The sequence below is a fragment of the Cryobacterium sp. PH31-O1 genome (genome assembly GCF_030063455.1).
Taxonomy (GTDB): Bacteria; Actinomycetota; Actinomycetes; order Actinomycetales; family Microbacteriaceae; genus Cryobacterium.
The window spans coordinates 77,094-91,486 of sequence record NZ_JASITB010000001.1; the positions used below are offsets into that span (position 1 = coordinate 77,094).

At 57.8% G+C, this 14,393-nt stretch carries 14 protein-coding genes and 1 pseudogene; 12 read left to right on the plus strand and 3 right to left on the minus strand.

All coding sequences use genetic code 11. From position 1 onward, the window contains the following. Nucleotide 1 precedes the first annotated feature (1 nt). On the plus strand, nt 2-952 hold the full coding sequence (locus QMK31_RS00445; RefSeq protein ID WP_283499003.1) for a phosphotriesterase family protein: 951 nt from the start codon (nt 2-4) through the stop codon (nt 950-952). Nucleotides 953-1,143: 191 nt separating this feature from the next. Here the strand turns inward: QMK31_RS00445 and QMK31_RS00450 are convergent, their stop codons facing one another. Continuing rightward, a complete protein-coding gene (locus QMK31_RS00450) occupies nt 1,144-2,037 on the minus strand; it encodes a LysR substrate-binding domain-containing protein (RefSeq protein ID WP_283499004.1) in 894 nt (297 codons plus the stop codon). 474 nt (nt 2,038-2,511) lie between these two features. On the opposite strand from QMK31_RS00450, the gene QMK31_RS00455 reads away from it, so the two are divergent. The 4 genes from QMK31_RS00455 to QMK31_RS00470 all read left to right on the plus strand — a co-directional run bounded on the left by QMK31_RS00455 (nt 2,512) and on the right by QMK31_RS00470 (nt 5,529). Further along, nucleotides 2,512-3,303 carry an amino acid ABC transporter ATP-binding protein gene (locus QMK31_RS00455; protein ID WP_283499005.1) on the plus strand — a complete coding sequence of 264 codons (792 nt, stop codon included), beginning with the start codon at nt 2,512-2,514 and terminating at the stop codon, nt 3,301-3,303. Continuing rightward, nucleotides 3,303-3,947 (plus strand): amino acid ABC transporter permease, encoded by a 645-nt coding sequence (locus QMK31_RS00460; RefSeq protein WP_283499006.1) that lies wholly within the window; start codon nt 3,303-3,305, stop codon nt 3,945-3,947. Before QMK31_RS00455 ends, QMK31_RS00460 begins: the two co-directional genes overlap by 1 nt. Further along, the gene (locus tag QMK31_RS00465) at nt 3,944-4,600 is read left to right on the plus strand and encodes an amino acid ABC transporter permease (protein WP_283499007.1); all 657 of its coding nucleotides are present in this window, start codon (nt 3,944-3,946) and stop codon (nt 4,598-4,600) included. Before QMK31_RS00460 ends, QMK31_RS00465 begins: the two co-directional genes overlap by 4 nt. A 71-nt stretch (nt 4,601-4,671) precedes the next feature. Next, complete coding sequence (locus tag QMK31_RS00470; protein ID WP_283499008.1) at nt 4,672-5,529, plus strand: substrate-binding periplasmic protein; 858 nt, start codon at nt 4,672-4,674, stop codon at nt 5,527-5,529. A gap of 102 nt (nt 5,530-5,631) precedes the next feature. Here the strand turns inward: QMK31_RS00470 and QMK31_RS00475 are convergent, their stop codons facing one another. Beyond that, nucleotides 5,632-6,534, minus strand: coding sequence for a LysR family transcriptional regulator (locus QMK31_RS00475; RefSeq protein ID WP_283499009.1), 903 nt, complete (start codon nt 6,532-6,534; stop codon nt 5,632-5,634). A gap of 25 nt (nt 6,535-6,559) precedes the next feature. On the opposite strand from QMK31_RS00475, the gene QMK31_RS00480 reads away from it, so the two are divergent. From QMK31_RS00480 to QMK31_RS00505, 6 genes are read left to right on the plus strand one after another with little or no spacing between them, the layout of a single operon-like run. After that, nucleotides 6,560-8,122, plus strand: a complete 1,563-nt coding sequence (locus QMK31_RS00480; protein WP_283499010.1) for an aldehyde dehydrogenase family protein — start codon at nt 6,560-6,562, stop codon at nt 8,120-8,122. 3 nt (nt 8,123-8,125) lie between these two features. After that, nucleotides 8,126-9,844, plus strand: coding sequence for a hypothetical protein (locus QMK31_RS00485; protein WP_283499011.1), 1,719 nt, complete (start codon nt 8,126-8,128; stop codon nt 9,842-9,844). Next, a complete protein-coding gene (locus QMK31_RS00490; RefSeq protein WP_283499012.1) occupies nt 9,841-10,833 on the plus strand; it encodes a membrane dipeptidase in 993 nt (330 codons plus the stop codon). Before QMK31_RS00485 ends, QMK31_RS00490 begins: the two co-directional genes overlap by 4 nt. Beyond that, nucleotides 10,826-11,566, plus strand: coding sequence for a hypothetical protein (locus QMK31_RS00495; protein WP_283499013.1), 741 nt, complete (start codon nt 10,826-10,828; stop codon nt 11,564-11,566). Before QMK31_RS00490 ends, QMK31_RS00495 begins: the two co-directional genes overlap by 8 nt. Beyond that, complete coding sequence (locus tag QMK31_RS00500; protein WP_283499014.1) at nt 11,563-11,952, plus strand: RidA family protein; 390 nt, start codon at nt 11,563-11,565, stop codon at nt 11,950-11,952. Before QMK31_RS00495 ends, QMK31_RS00500 begins: the two co-directional genes overlap by 4 nt. 59 nt (nt 11,953-12,011) lie before the next feature. Beyond that, a complete protein-coding gene (locus QMK31_RS00505) occupies nt 12,012-13,367 on the plus strand; it encodes an MFS transporter (protein WP_283499015.1) in 1,356 nt (451 codons plus the stop codon). Between the two features lie 196 nt (nt 13,368-13,563). Here QMK31_RS00505 and QMK31_RS00510 read toward each other — a convergent pair whose 3' ends face one another. Continuing rightward, nucleotides 13,564-13,965 (minus strand): VOC family protein, encoded by a 402-nt coding sequence (locus QMK31_RS00510; RefSeq protein WP_283499016.1) that lies wholly within the window; start codon nt 13,963-13,965, stop codon nt 13,564-13,566. A 185-nt stretch (nt 13,966-14,150) separates the two neighbouring features. Here QMK31_RS00510 and QMK31_RS00515 point away from each other — a divergent pair. Further along, a pseudogene (locus QMK31_RS00515) lies at nt 14,151-14,363 on the plus strand (XRE family transcriptional regulator); the annotation flags it as partial. Between the last annotated feature and the right edge of the window lie 30 nt (nt 14,364-14,393).

Genomic DNA, 14,393 nt, shown 5'->3' on the forward strand with positions numbered 1-14,393 from the left:
GATGACCGCCGTCGTGCGCACGGTTCTCGGGGATACTGATCCGGCACAGCTCGGTGTACTCGATTATCACGAGCATCTCTTCCAGTCATCGCCGCTGCTCCAGGGCGACGAGCTTAACGATGAACGCGCATCGGGCGATGAGGCGGCGAGCCTTTACGAAAGTGGCGTCGCGAGCATGATTGAGGCCACTCCAACGGGTCTGGAGCGCAACGTCGAGGCGGTTGCGCGCATCAGCGCGCGCACGGGCCTAGCGATCGTTCACACGACGGGCGCACATCACGCGGGTCATTACGCAGAAGATGACCCGCTGCACTCCTTGTCCGCTACCCAGCTTGCTGCCTTGTTCACCAACGACATTCGTGCGGGGATGACCAACGACGATGGCACCCCGGCACTCACGCCGCAGGGGAAGCCCATTCGTGCGGGTATCGCAAAAGCCGGCATCAAGTACTGGTCAATTGGTTCGTTCGAGAGTCGAGTCATCGAGGCCGTTGCTGCGACGAGTGCTGCCACGGGATGCGCAATCATGGTGCACCTCGATTTTGGCTCAGCGACTCATGAAGTACTCGACCGTATCGCCGAACTGGGTGTCGATCCGAGTCGAGTGGTTCTGGCCCACATTGACCGCAACTTAGATGCTGGCCTGCATTCGTCGCTTGCCGAGCGCGGCGCGTATCTCGGATACGACGGCATGGCCAGGCACCGCGAAGCCCCGGACTCAGCGATTCTCGATTGTCTCGTCGCGGCTGTGGACGCTGGCGCGGCACCACGAATAATGCTCGGCGGCGACGTCGCACGGTCCAGCCGCTACCTCGCCTACGGCGGAATGCCGGGCCTGCGCTATCTGCCCGACCGTTTCCTGCCTCGCCTCGCCGAGCGCGTGACTCCAGCCGCATATGAGCTCATGACGGTAACAAACGGCGCCCGGCTCCTCGCGTTGCCCCTGTCTTGACGCCCCCTGTCGCTTCCTTGACTGATGGGTTAGCCGCGCGCGCTTCCATTGCTAGAGCGGATGCCCTCATGTCTTAGATGGTGGAAACGCCCTGATGTGGCCGCTTACGAAAGGGTTGGGCCTCATTCCTCCCCGCCAATCGGCGCAGCCATGGCAATGGGTGGCGCCTGGAGCCAAATATTAATAGCGTCTTATGCGGGCACGGGATAGCTCTGTTCGGTGATCGAGAGAAATCTTTGCAGATTCGGCGAGTTTGCTCGGTCTGGCAGATGAATGAGAGAAACAAGTGACGTAGCAAATTCATCCTCCAAAACGATGAATCGAAGACCCGGCAAATGCAGTGCGCGCAAGGGCTCGGGAACGATGGCCACCCCTGCACCTCCCGAAACCAGTCCGAGGATTGTCATGAATTGCACGGCCTCTTGAGAGACAGTGAGTTCAAACCCCGCTGTTTTACACAGCGTGGCAATGTGATCGTAAAGCAACGAAACGTGCTGGCGAGGAAACGCCACAAATCGTTCGTTACCGAGTTCTGCAAGTGAGATGCTCAGACGCGTCGCCAGATGGTGAGAATCGTGCACAGCCGCGTATAGCCGTTCCCGCACAAGCGGACGAGTGATAAAGCCAGCGCCCTCATCTAGTTCTCTCCCTATCCCGACGTCTATCTCACCCCGGGTAAGCGCTTCTAGTTGTGCGCCAGTTGTCATTTCATTCAATTGCAGAGCGAGACCGGGCCACCGCTCAGACACGGCATGCGACAGGCGAGGCACGATGGCCAGAGACGCGGAGGCGACAAAACCAACCTTCAGTTTGCCGGTCTCTCCTCGGGTTACCTGTTCGACCATCGACTCCGCGATGGCAACGGCGGACAGAATGCGCTGCGCCTCCGGCAGGAGTGCTGCGCCGGCTTCCGTGAGCGATACCCGCCTTGTTGTTCTCGTCAACAGGCGAACTCCCAGTTGTAGTTCCAGGCGATGTATCTGATGGCTCACGCCGGGTTGGGCCATGTGTAGCTGTGCGGCTGCACGCCCGAAGTGCCGTTCCGTCGCGACGGACACAAAACACCTCAACTGTTGCATTTCCATCTATTGATAATAGCTGAATATATATTGATGGCGTTTTGATACTTTATTTTTACTAAAATGATTCCTACGATTGAGCCAAACAACACTGACGTTGATCTAGGAGCAACCGTGATGCAAGCCCGTCTTTACGCTACGCCTCGTCAACAGTCCGGCGCGTCGAGAGTCGACGTGTTCATCTGGTCGAAGTCGCCGTGCATCCACTTCAGCCAGTGCTGGGAATTCTCGTAATCGCCTAGACGATTCGATCTGCATATCAGGACGGCAGTGAACGCCCTTGTCCGATTGCAACGGTTTCCGACAGGGCTGGCGTCGGCCGACATGCACAATATTGATTGTCCTCAGCCGCTATTTGGACATTCGCGCTCCGCCTCGAACGACCGTGCCCGTGACGGGAAGTCATAGGGAGAAGCGTACTGAAGACAGCGTTATTTTGGCGCACCGTTTTGCGAGCTCTTACAACGAAGGAAACATGTCATGAACGATCCCCTGGCCAATGCTGATGAGACTGCGCCCTTGTTTCTGCGAGCGAGTGGCATAACCAAGACCTACAAGGAGCACCGAGCGGTCGACAACGTCACGCTCGAAATTGATCAGGGTGAAGTCGTGTCGATCATCGGCCCGAGTGGGGCGGGAAAGAGCACCTTTCTGAGGTGCATCAACTTCCTTGAGATGCCGACCGAGGGCACGGTTAGCATCGGCAAGGAATCTGTTGCGGTCGAGCCCGGTTCCAGACCGCCGTCGAGGGGAGACCTCGCTGCAATTCGCCGAAGCGTGGGCATGGTGTTTCAGTCGTTTAATCTATTTCCGCACCTCACTGCGCTAAGGAACATCTCGCTTGCACAGGAGCGCGTTCTGGAGCGCTCGAGGGAAGAGGCCGACGAGAGGTCGTATCAGCTTCTGAAGCGCGTAGGGCTTGAAGCGAAATCAAAGGCCTACCCCGGTCAATGCTCCGGTGGGCAGCAGCAACGCATCGCTATTGCTCGTGCCCTCGCACTGGACCCGCTGGTCATGTTGTTTGACGAACCGACCTCTGCTCTCGACCCTGAGGTTGGTGCAGAAGTTCTCTCGGTCATGCGAGAACTGGCTGATGAAGGAATGACTGCCATCGTGGTCACCCACGAAATGGCATTTGCGCGGGACGTCTCCGACCGCATGGTGGTCATGGTCGACGGTTCGGTGGTGGAAGAAGGGGAACCTCACAAAATTATGAGTGACCCTTCCCATGAACGCACCCGCAAATTCCTCAGCGCAGTTGTGGGGCGTTGATGTTAGGGGTCGCCGGGTACATCGCCCTCGGGATTGGTGCCACGCTGTTAATTACGGCCTCCGCTTTCACTGTCGGTGGGATTCTCGCACTGCCACTTGCGCTCGCTCAGCGGTCGCGCTTCGTTCTACTTCGCATTTTCGTGCGGGTCGTCGTCAATGTGGTGCGTGCAGTGCCCCCACTCGTATGGCTCTTCTTGGTCTTCTTCGGCTTCTCCGAACTGGGCTTGCGGATGTCGCCCTTGGCCGCCGCGATCGCTACTTTTAGCGTCATCGCCATGAGCTACTTTGCGGAGATCTATCGGGCTGGGCTCTCGGCCCTCAACCGAGGGCAAGAAGAAGCAAGCGCAGCCCTCGGAATGAGCACCATCGATAGCTACCGATTCATTGTCGTGCCGCAGGTGTTTCGGGTTGTCGGGCCAATGATGGCAACCTACGGAATTGGTCTTTTGAAGGATTCAGCTCTAGCTTCCACGATCGGAGTCGTCGAACTAACTTTCCGAGCTGGATCGCAAGCGCAACAGACAGGTCAAGGACTCACTGTCTTCGCCATCGTGGGTTTGATCTACCTGCTGTTGAGCCTTCCACTCGCTATCGTTTCGCGGCACGTTGACAGCCGACTGCGCGCAAGGTTCTCAGTCGCATGATCACAAATTTGCTGTCCTGGACACAATATTTGCCCGCCCTTTTCTCGGGTGTAGGTGTCGCTTTGGCTCTGACCGGGATCGTGATCGTACTCGGATTCTTCTTGGGGCTCCTACTTGCTTATGGGAGCGTCAGCAAGGTGCGGTTGGTTAAAGCTGTGGCGCTCGTTGTAGTAGAAGTCGGACGAGGGGCACCTCTGCTTGTCCTGCTCTACATCGTCTATCAGGGCCTGCCACAATTTCAGCTGACTCCAACAGCGTTCGCGTCAGCGGTGATCGCATTCACGTGGTCAGCAGGTGCCTACTCTGCAGAAGTCATCCGAACCAGTATTGATGCGGTGCCCAATGGTCAGAGCGAAGCCGCGATCGTGGTTGGCATGAACCGAGTCGATTCCTTTCGGTTCATCATCGCGCCTCAGGCAATCCGCGTAGGAATTCCACCCCTGATGAATATCGCAATACAGTTCTTCCAATTCACATCACTTGCCTATGCGATCACCGTTCCCGAAATCATGCAGGCCGCCTATTTTCAGGCAACCGTCACTTTTGACTACTTTTCCGTCTTTCTTGCCGCGGCGTTTCTTTACGCATCGATCACGATCCCCACAACGATGCTCGTATCGCGATTGGAGCGTCACCTGGCTAAACACCTCTAACAGCCGAGCCAGTCACGACCAGAAGTCATTTTGTTTGCCGAATCATTAATCTAGAAAGCGATAAATTCCTAATGAAAGCGAAAATTGCCATCCTCACGGCGGCTGTCGGACTCTCTCTTGTCCTGTCGAGTTGCGCGAACGCTGGTACCGCACCAGATACCAACGCTGCGGCACCCTCTAATTGCGTACCCAAGCACGATGTGACCACCGTCGAGGCCGGTTACCTCACGGTTGCCGCCTATGAATACCCTCCCTTTGCGTACCCGGAGGGAGACGGTGTCGGCGGGGCCGAAGGCGCAATTCTCACCCAAATCGCGGCGATGGAGTGCCTCACGACCAAAGCCCTGCCCGGCGCGGGCGCATCAATGATTCCGTCAATCACGTCTGGTCGCGCCGACACCACGGCGGGCAGTTGGTACCGCACGGCCGAGCGGGCGAAGGTTGTGCTGCTCAGTGCTCCCGTCCTCGCCGACCGGCTGATCATCGTTTCCAAGAAGGGAGTGGGCACGGTTCCCGATCTAAAGGGCCATAAGGTCGGCTCTATTCTCGGGTTTTTGTGGAACGACGACCTACAAAAATATCTCGGTGACAGTGTGAAGCTCTTTGAAACCGCTCAGGCCATGTACGCCGACCTGGCAGCTGGTCGAATCGATGTCGTAATCGACACCTATCCCTCCGCGCAGGCAACGTTGAAGAAGACCCCGATCGATGGCTTGAAGTTCGAGGTGCCGCCCGCCGATCCTGCAATCCTCTCAACCGTGAAACCAGGACAGATCAACTTTCCCGTCAACCTCGACAACCCCGACCTGATCGCCGCCTTCAACGAGGACATCGCCGAGTTAAGGAAGAGCGGAGAGTTGGAGAAGATTCTGGTGTCCTTCGGATTCCAGCCTGAAGCCGCCGATCCGGGCGAGCCCAATTTGCTCTAGCGTTCGGGGGCCGGAGTTCGGTGGGTACTTGCTGAGGCCCACCAATCCGGCCCTTGGCGGCACTGTAGATAGAGAAGAGACGCTGGCGTCAAGTACCGACTTTTACGCCTCTGAACCGGTCTGCTGGAGAACTTCAAGACACGCAGTGCGTACTTTGATCACGAGAGGCGACTCTGCTGCATCGACACCGTAGATCAAGCTGACCCGTGAGATGGCAGTGATGTCTGATAACTCGAGATACACGATTCCTGGAATGGCAAAAGTGCGCAGGGAAACGGGAACAATGGCAATGCCGAGATGTGCTGCCACCAGCCCTAAAATTGTTGGGAACTGAATGGCTTGCTGCCCGATAGTGAAGTCGACATCAACGGCATGAAGTAGCCCAGCGATATGGTCGAAAAGCCGCGAGATCCGGTCGCGAGGAAAAGCGATGAAACTTTCACCCTTCAGCTCGCGCAGGGCCACCGATTGCCGGATTGCGAGCGGATGGTCGGTGGCCACGGCCACGACCAGCCGTTCATTTTGTAGCAGTGTTGTCCCGATACCCGGCACGGCACGTACCTCTCGGGCGATTCCTACATCCAGAGCTCCCGCTGTAATTAATTCGACCTGCGCATCGGTAGTTTCCTCACGAAGTTCAAGGTCAAAGCCCGGCCATTGTGACCTGAGCTGGCGTACCACTTGAGGTATCGCCGAAATCGCTGCAGAGGAAACGAAACCCAGCCGCAGACGCCCAATCTCCCCGTCCCGTGACTGACGCAGCGCCCCATCCATTTCCCGGTACTCCGCCAGCACCCTCCGCGCGTGTTTGAGGAGTAACTCCCCGTCGGCGGTCAACTGCACATTGCGCGAATTGCGCGCGAAGAGCTGCACGCCGTATTCCTTCTCGAGCTTGCGGATCTGCTGGCTCAAAGGGGGCTGCGCCATATGCAACCGCTCGGCAGCACGAGTAAAGTGCAGTTCCTCCGCCACAGCAGCGAACAATTCAAGACGCCGTAGATTCATGTGATCAAGACTAAACGAATATTGATTGAGTGTAGATAGATATTTCAGTGAACAGGGTTCTGAGATTACTGTTAATCGCGGGGACAGCCACACACATGATTCAAAAATGACTCAAAGAGGATTCAGAATGCCCAATAAGACAACACCCGTGTGCAGCTTCATCGATGGAAGTTGGGTCGAGGGTACCGGAGCCCTGACCTCCCACATGAATCCGGCGGCACCGGACAAAGCCGTCACCACTTACCGTCCGGCAGGCTCGGCTGAACTTGCGCAAGCCATCGAGGCTGCCGCCGCTGCGGCACCGGCATGGGACGCCCTCGGCATTGTGGCCCGCGGACGACTTCTGGCGGCTGCCGCAGTCCTGATCCGTGAACGGGCCGAAGAAATCGCTCAAGTTATGACGGCAGAGAACGGTAAGACTCTGGCCGAGTCCAGAATGGAAGTTGCTGCCTCAGCCGATACTTTCGACTACCACGCCGCCTCGGCCAGGAACTCCATCGGGGTCGAGTTTCCCTCCAGCCACCCGGAGGAAAGAATCCTCACAGTTCGTCGTCCCCTCGGTGTGGTCGGCGTCATCACGCCATGGAATTTTCCCCTTCAGATTCCGGCCTGGAAGATCGCGCCAGCGCTTCTGCAGGGCAATACGGTGGTGTGGAAGTCCGCGAGCAATACGCCCGGTGTGTCTGTTCTACTCATGAACATTCTCAACGATGCTGGCATCTCCGCGGGCGTCACAAACCTGCTTTTGGCCCCCGGATCGATCGGCTCTGAACTCGTATCGCATCCGCTCATCGCTGGGGTAACCTTCACCGGCTCTGTCCCCGTCGGGCAGCATATTCGCGCCATCGTCTGTGGTCGGGGCGCAAAACTGCAGCTGGAACTCGGCGGCCACAACGCGTCCATCGTTCTTCCCGACGCTGACGTCGAACTGGCAGCGAGCAGCGTAGTCAACGCAGCAATGGGATCCACCGGCCAGAAATGCACCGCCACACGACGCATCATTCTCGTCGGCGATGGTCACGAGGCATTTCTTGAGAGCGTGAAGAACAAAGTCTCTTCGCTGGTTCTGGGCCCGGGAACTGACGCATCGGTGCAGATCGGTCCGGTTGTTTCTCGCTCGGCACAGGACGAAATTATGTCGGCGATCAGCGAGGCAATCGCGGAAGGTGGCGAAATTCTGGCCCAAGCCGCTATGCCCCCGACTGCCGGATTCTATGTTCCGCCGACCGTGCTCGTCGGTCCCCAGTCGATGACCATTTGCAAAGAAGAAGTGTTTGGTCCTGTCGTGACGGTTCTTCGCGCAGCCACCCTGATCGAGGCCATCGATCTGGCCAACAGCACACAATTTGGATTGACCGCCGCAGTCTTCACCAGCGATGAGCGCTCAGCCCGTCTGTGCGTCACCCACCTGGATGCAGGCCTGGTCAAGGTCAACGCTCCCTCCACGGGATCCGAAATTCACGCACCCTTTGGGGGTATGAAGGATTCAACCTTCGCGGGACCGCGAGAACAAAATAGCGGCGCTACCGCCGCATTCTTCACCCATGAAAAGACCGCATACTTGCGACTTGCCCCGGCGAGAGTGTAAATCATGACGGTCAATGACGAACGAACCAGTCCTGAGCTGCGACCCCCTCACGAGGTGCTCGCTGGCTCTGATATGAATGGCGCCTGGGCCACTCGGCACAGCTTTGCCCGCACGATGCTTCGCCGCGCTCAAGCGCAGAAATGGTCTGTGTCCAAAACGCGGGCCGACTTTGACGAGACTGGGTGCGGCAGTGCCGTGTACACCGTCCAAGCTGAGGGGTGCACGCTCCACTTCATTGCCTTCTCCCAAACCCTCGACGAAAGCGAGCGAACTGACCGGGTTATTGCAGATGCCTGGGATATCACGGCCGCGCTTATCGAAGGTGAGCTCACCCCCGAGCGTGAAGCAGCGCTGCGACAGAATGTACCGCTGCAGGAACGCGGGCGCGTTGATCCCGACACGATCATTCTGACGCGCGCCAACCGCAGTGCGCGTTTTTTTGACTACGTCAGCGACTGCCTCGCGTCTGGGGTTCAGCCCGATGTCGACGTAATTGGTCCGAGCCCCTACTTGGTTCGAAGCACCGCGTACTATGGCAACGGAAAGTTCGGTTTGAAAGAATTCGCCGATATCGCTCCCGACCATCCGCTGTCCGTGCCGTACCGTTCACAAATGCTCACGGCTTGGCTGCTGCGTGAGCTCAGTATGGATATGGTCGATCACGTCGCGCGGGCCAAGGCCGCGAAGACGGGAAAAATTGCCGTACCCCTAGACGCGAGCTGGGGAAAGTACATCGGAGTGGGAAACGCAACCGGTCTGGGAATGGTGCCTTTTGTGATCAATCACCCGGACTACCTGGATGCCTGGTGTCGTCTGCGGGAGATCCCCCTCGCCGTCGGTCTCGCAACTTGGTACGGCCCCGAACACGCTGATCTTGCCCGCGTAGCGGCACTTCTCGGTCAGGCGATCCGCCACTTGCAAGACAAACACGCGCTCAAAACGACGCCTTTTTTAGCAACCCACCTCATCTGGCCACAGCTTGATATTCTTCTAAGGGATTTGCAGACGTACATCTCCTCCTCCACGGAACCAGAGGCGATTCTGCATCGCCTCCACGAGCACGCGACCAATCTCGGTCCCGAAGCACGAGGCATCTTTGCCTCCATCGTCATCGAACTTCGCGACGACTTCGACGAGACGGCAGAAGCACTCCTGACCCTGCCAGCCGTTCCCGTATTTGACCCGACAATGACCTGCAAAGATCTCATGCACCTGCTGACCACCCAATACGAGTGGGCGCGTGACTATGACGCCGCAGATCCAGACCGGGAGCGGTATTACTGGTTCTCCTCGGCGGCCAACGAAGAACCACGCCGTGCCCTCCGTGAGTCCTTTATCGCCGGGACAACGGAGCACTGCACCGATATTCCTCGCCGCATCAACGCTCTGACAGCCGATCTGAAACATTTTTCTACCGATGCCAGCGTTGCAGAATTTTTAGTGGCATTTCCGAAACACCGCTTTGCCGCGGTTCGGGTGCAAAAGACTCTTCGCTATCCCTATGGGGAGCTCCAAGACAACCTGATTGACGCCGAATTCCTGCCTCTTAGTACGCAGCGTTTCCAGCTCGCTACCTACGGCATGAACAATTTCAGCCCGCAGTCCACCGATTGGCTGCGCGTCACGCTCTTCAGCGGAGCTCCGCGGGCCGAAGACATCAATAGCGGGCGAGCCGACGACGACTGGCTTTTCCCCCCGACTCCTTATGGACAGAAGCAATGACACTTCACGAGCAGCTGACCGTCGTTGATGGTCTCCAGATCAGCAACTGGACCCGACCGGTGCTAGAAGAACTGCGCGCCGGTGGCGTCACCGCCGTAAATGCCACCTGCGCCGTCTGGGAAAACGCGGCGGACACGCTCCGCTCGATTGGACAGTGGCTGGAACTCGCAAACCGCAATCCAGACCTCCTCTTTTTGGCCACCAATGGCAGCGACATCGACACCGCCAAACGCCAAAAGAAGATCGCTGTATTTCTGGGGTTCCAAAATTCCAGCCCCTTCGAGGACGACTACCGCAACGTCGAACTCTTCCACCGACTTGGCGTGCGCGTCGCCCAGCTCACCTACAACAATCAAAATCTGCTCGGCGGCGGATGCTTCGAAACGAACGATGCAGGGCTGACCCGATACGGTCGGGTAGTTGTCGAGGAAATGAACCGAGTGGGCATGCTTATCGACCTCTCGCACGTCGGCTACCGAACGAGCCGTGACGCAATAGCTGCCTCTTGCCGTCCCGTGGCAATAACCCACTCCAACCCCCTTTGGTTCTTCGACACGCCACGAAACAAGCCGCACGACGTTATCCAACCGCTGGTGGACCGCGGCGGTGTGATCGGCTGCTGCCTCTACCCCACGGTAAGCGGAGGGGAACATCTCACGGTAGAAAGTTTTTGCACCATGGTCTCCCGCATGGTGGACCTGTACGGGCCCGATAGCATCGGCATCGGAAGCGATTGCACACGGGGCTGGGACCAAGAATTCGTCGGGTGGCTCCGCAATGGACGCTGGCAACCAACGGACCCAGCACACGCACCGACTTGGCCCAACTGGCCCAAATGGTTCACCGGCCCCCACGACTTTCCTCGATTGACAGACGGGCTGTCGGCATCTGGACTCTCTGACGACTGCATCGCTGCCGTAATGGGCGGTAACTGGAGCCGATTGTTCACGTCAGTCATGGACACGACACGGGAGCACCAGAATGTTTGATTCGGCCACGACGCAATCAACGACCGGCGCACAGCCGAACCACATTTGGGTACAGCCGAGAGAAATTAGAGATGCCGCTTTTCGCGTACTCTTCTCGGCGGGGGCAGATCCCGCCGAAGCCCACGAAGGGTCGCTCGCTGTGGTGCGTGCAGAGTTCGACGGTCACGACAGCCTCGAACTGCTCCTACAGCTGCTTGACGCGGACTGGACCGCGCAGCAAAAGCCGGCGCAGGTCATATCTGATACCTGGCAGCACGGAACGTTGAAAGAACTGGTCGGTGCCCCCAGGAATGCGCTGCGCTGTGCCCTCCAGATGCTTGATCTTGCCTCCAGTTCCGCCTCTGGCGAGATATGCGCAGTCCGGATCAGGAACGCCTCTATTCCGATGCACCTGTGGAACGACCTGGTGATTCGACGCGCGGACCTCATCCAGCGCCCGATCATTGTCGTCACGTATCCGGCTAACGCGGAGCCAGTTGTGCTCTCTGGAGCCGAGAATCACACCCTTATCGAGGGGATGGGGGCAAACTCACACCTCCTTTATGCCGAGGTTTCGGAGGGGCTGCTTGACGAGCACAGTGGCGCAGACACGACGCTGGTCATCATGTTGCCCGCTGTCTCCCCTCTCGACCCATCCGCCACACAAGTCCCAGCGCAGCCACTGAACGTGAGAGAAGAAAATTGGAACACAATATATCGAATGTCCCGGAAGTACCTAGTTCCGGACTCATGACCATACAAAGAACGCAATTCGCTGACGGAAAGCCACGCCCCTACGCGGCGTCGGCATCGACAGGCGGCATCGTCTTTCTCTGTGGCCAAATTCCTTCCTACGAAGACGGTACCGTCCCAGAGGGAATTGCTGCTCAGGTAGATCAGACCTTCAACAATATGGAAGCGGTCCTTCACGAAGCCGGATCGAGCCTGTCATACCTCCTCAAGCTCACTGTCTACCTCGTTGATCTTGACGAATTTGACCAGTACAACGCTGCCTATCTCACGCGGCTCACCGGTTTTCCTCTCCCTCCGCGAACAACCGTGGAAGTGGCCCGCTTCCGCGGGAAAAAACGCATCGAAATAGATGCGGTCGCAGCAACACATACCAGCCTGACCGTGTAGTCCTACGGATCTGCTGGGGTACCCAATGACGCTAAACCCCTCTTCGGATCGGAATTATCATGCTCCAACAAACGAAGGACGCGGATGTCACCCTCGACTCGGCGCCACTGAACTCATTCCATAAACGCCTCACCCTCTTTAGCTCCGGAGGTCCGTTTCTCGACGGATACATCCTTGCCATTATCGGAATCGCCCTCGTACAGATCATCCCGGCCTGGCAAATGAACGATTGGTGGAACGGCCTCATAGGTGCCTCGGCGCTGATTGGCGTCTTCCTAGGCGGGCTCATCTTTGGAAACCTGACCGACAAAATCGGTCGCAAGCTCATGTACACGATTGATCTCATTGCAATAATCGTGTTCTCCCTCGCGCAATTCTTTGTGGAAGAGCCGTGGCAACTGTTTCTACTGCGACTGCTTATCGGCGTTGCGGTGGGGGCCGACTACCCCATTGCGACTGCGCTGGTGGCCGAATTCGTTCCGAGAAACTGGCGCGCCCGTCTACTTGGTGGACTGAATGCCATGTGGTTCGTTGGCGCAACGGTCGCCGCCTTCGTCGGCTACTGGCTTCTCTCCTTCGAAGACGGCTGGCGATGGATGCTCATATCGTCCGCCGTCCCCGCCGTCCTCATCCTCATCGCACGTGCCACTATTCCAGAGTCTCCCCACTGGCTCGTTGGTAAGGGCCGGCACCAGGAGGCCCTGGACATCCTCAAGAAAACCATCGGTGACAGCGCCACACTCGACGGCATCACCGCCCACGACCCGAAAGCCGCCAAGCTCAGCACGGCCGCCGCCTTCAAGATGGTGCTCACTGGTGGATATCTGCACCGCGTGATCTTTATCTCCGTCTTTTGGACCTGCACAATTGTGACCCTGTTCTCGATCTACGCCTTCGGTCCGCAGATTCTGGCGTTGTTCAACCTTGAATCGGGTGACGAAGCCAATATCGGATACGGACTGATCAATCTATTTTTCCTCGTCGGCAATGTTGTTGCACTGCTGGTCGTTGACAAACTCGGTCGTCGACCGGTTCTGATTTGGGGATTTATCCTCTCGGGCGTTGGATTGCTCTTTCTCGCGCTGTTCCCCACCGCCCCGTTGGGCCTCATCGCCATGGCCTTCGCCTTCTACGCCATCTTCAACGGCGGCCCCTCAATTCTGGAATGGATTTACCCGAACGAACTATTCCCGACCAAGGTGCGTGCGACGGCGGTGGGCCTGTGTACAGGGACCAGCCGCATCGGTGCAGCCATCGGAACGTTTGCCACGCCGTTGTCTCTGACCCATCTCGGGCTGTCCGGAACCATGTGGATCGCCGCTGGAATTGCTCTGCTCGGCGCTGGCGTCAGCTACTTCATGGCCCCCGAAACCAAGGGTCAGAACCTTGAGGACGCGGCGGCTCTTCGCTCATAACTCCACTTTCAACCCGGCGGGGAGTGTCCTGCAATACGAAAAGTCGCGAGGTCGGTATCCTCTACCGGCGCCGGGGTGATGGTGATTCCCAGTCCCTGCCGCACCGAGTAAAAGAGTCGGTGCGGCGCCGACTTCGTTCGAGAGAACATGACGGCGTCGCGCCTTCAGTACGGGTCCAGAGCGATAGATATTGGGGCTACGCGCCGAAGAAGAACTCCAGCGCCGTCCCATCGGGATCCTTAAAGCTCAAGGCTGTTCCGTAGGGAGCTTCGACTAGTCCGCTGTGCTCGATATTCACCTGGGTGAGGTGATCAGCCCATGCTTGAAGCTCATCTTTCGTATTTACGCCAAAGCCCACGTGGTCCATGCCTGGTCGAAACGGGGAGAATTTTTCCGTCGTCGTAGGGCTGTGCTCGGTGAGCCCGAGGTTCGTGCCGCTGGGAAGCGCGAAGAGTTTGCGCTGCAGGTTTTCGCCACCGAGTTCGCCCGCGGGTGGAAAACCGAAGACGCGCTGGTAAAAAGTGGTGCTGACAGCGAGATCGCTGACGGTAAGAGAGAGGTGGTGGATCCCGGTTAACTGGGGCATATTTTCGATCAACTTCCATGGTGGGAACTGGGCGTTGTCAGCCCAGCCGTGGTCTTAAAATCGTCGGTAACGAGCACGAGTTCGAACCGATTTTATCAGGTCAGGAAGCCTGCATGACGGCCAGTTCGTCGTCGCTCCGGCGCTGTGAAGCATCGTTGCTATTGCGATAATCGCAAGTAAAGGTTAGTGTTAGTCAGATGAAATCGCAAGAAGATGGAGTCGATGAAGCCGAACACCGTACGGCGCTTCTGGCGCGGGTGCGCACGGCCATTCGCAGTTCGGGTCTGGCTCAGCGTGACGTAGCCCGTCACATTGGACTCGACGAAACCAAACTGTCGAAGGCGCTTCGGGGTACTCGGCGGTTTCAACCCGATGAGCTGACCCAGCTCGCAAGGGCGGCCGGTGTGACGGTAAATTGGCTCCTGTCTGGTACCGACGCA

Coding starts and splice junctions, on each gene's coding strand:
- QMK31_RS00445 (WP_283499003.1), top strand. CDS start 2: ATGACCGCCGTCGTGCGCACGGTTCTCGGGGATACTGATCCGGCACAG.
- QMK31_RS00450 (WP_283499004.1), bottom strand. CDS start 2,037: ATGGAAATGCAACAGTTGAGGTGTTTTGTGTCCGTCGCGACGGAACGG.
- QMK31_RS00455 (WP_283499005.1), top strand. CDS start 2,512: ATGAACGATCCCCTGGCCAATGCTGATGAGACTGCGCCCTTGTTTCTG.
- QMK31_RS00460 (WP_283499006.1), top strand. CDS start 3,303: ATGTTAGGGGTCGCCGGGTACATCGCCCTCGGGATTGGTGCCACGCTG.
- QMK31_RS00465 (WP_283499007.1), top strand. CDS start 3,944: ATGATCACAAATTTGCTGTCCTGGACACAATATTTGCCCGCCCTTTTC.
- QMK31_RS00470 (WP_283499008.1), top strand. CDS start 4,672: ATGAAAGCGAAAATTGCCATCCTCACGGCGGCTGTCGGACTCTCTCTT.
- QMK31_RS00475 (WP_283499009.1), bottom strand. CDS start 6,534: ATGAATCTACGGCGTCTTGAATTGTTCGCTGCTGTGGCGGAGGAACTG.
- QMK31_RS00485 (WP_283499011.1), top strand. CDS start 8,126: ATGACGGTCAATGACGAACGAACCAGTCCTGAGCTGCGACCCCCTCAC.
- QMK31_RS00490 (WP_283499012.1), top strand. CDS start 9,841: ATGACACTTCACGAGCAGCTGACCGTCGTTGATGGTCTCCAGATCAGC.
- QMK31_RS00495 (WP_283499013.1), top strand. CDS start 10,826: ATGTTTGATTCGGCCACGACGCAATCAACGACCGGCGCACAGCCGAAC.
- QMK31_RS00500 (WP_283499014.1), top strand. CDS start 11,563: ATGACCATACAAAGAACGCAATTCGCTGACGGAAAGCCACGCCCCTAC.
- QMK31_RS00505 (WP_283499015.1), top strand. CDS start 12,012: ATGCTCCAACAAACGAAGGACGCGGATGTCACCCTCGACTCGGCGCCA.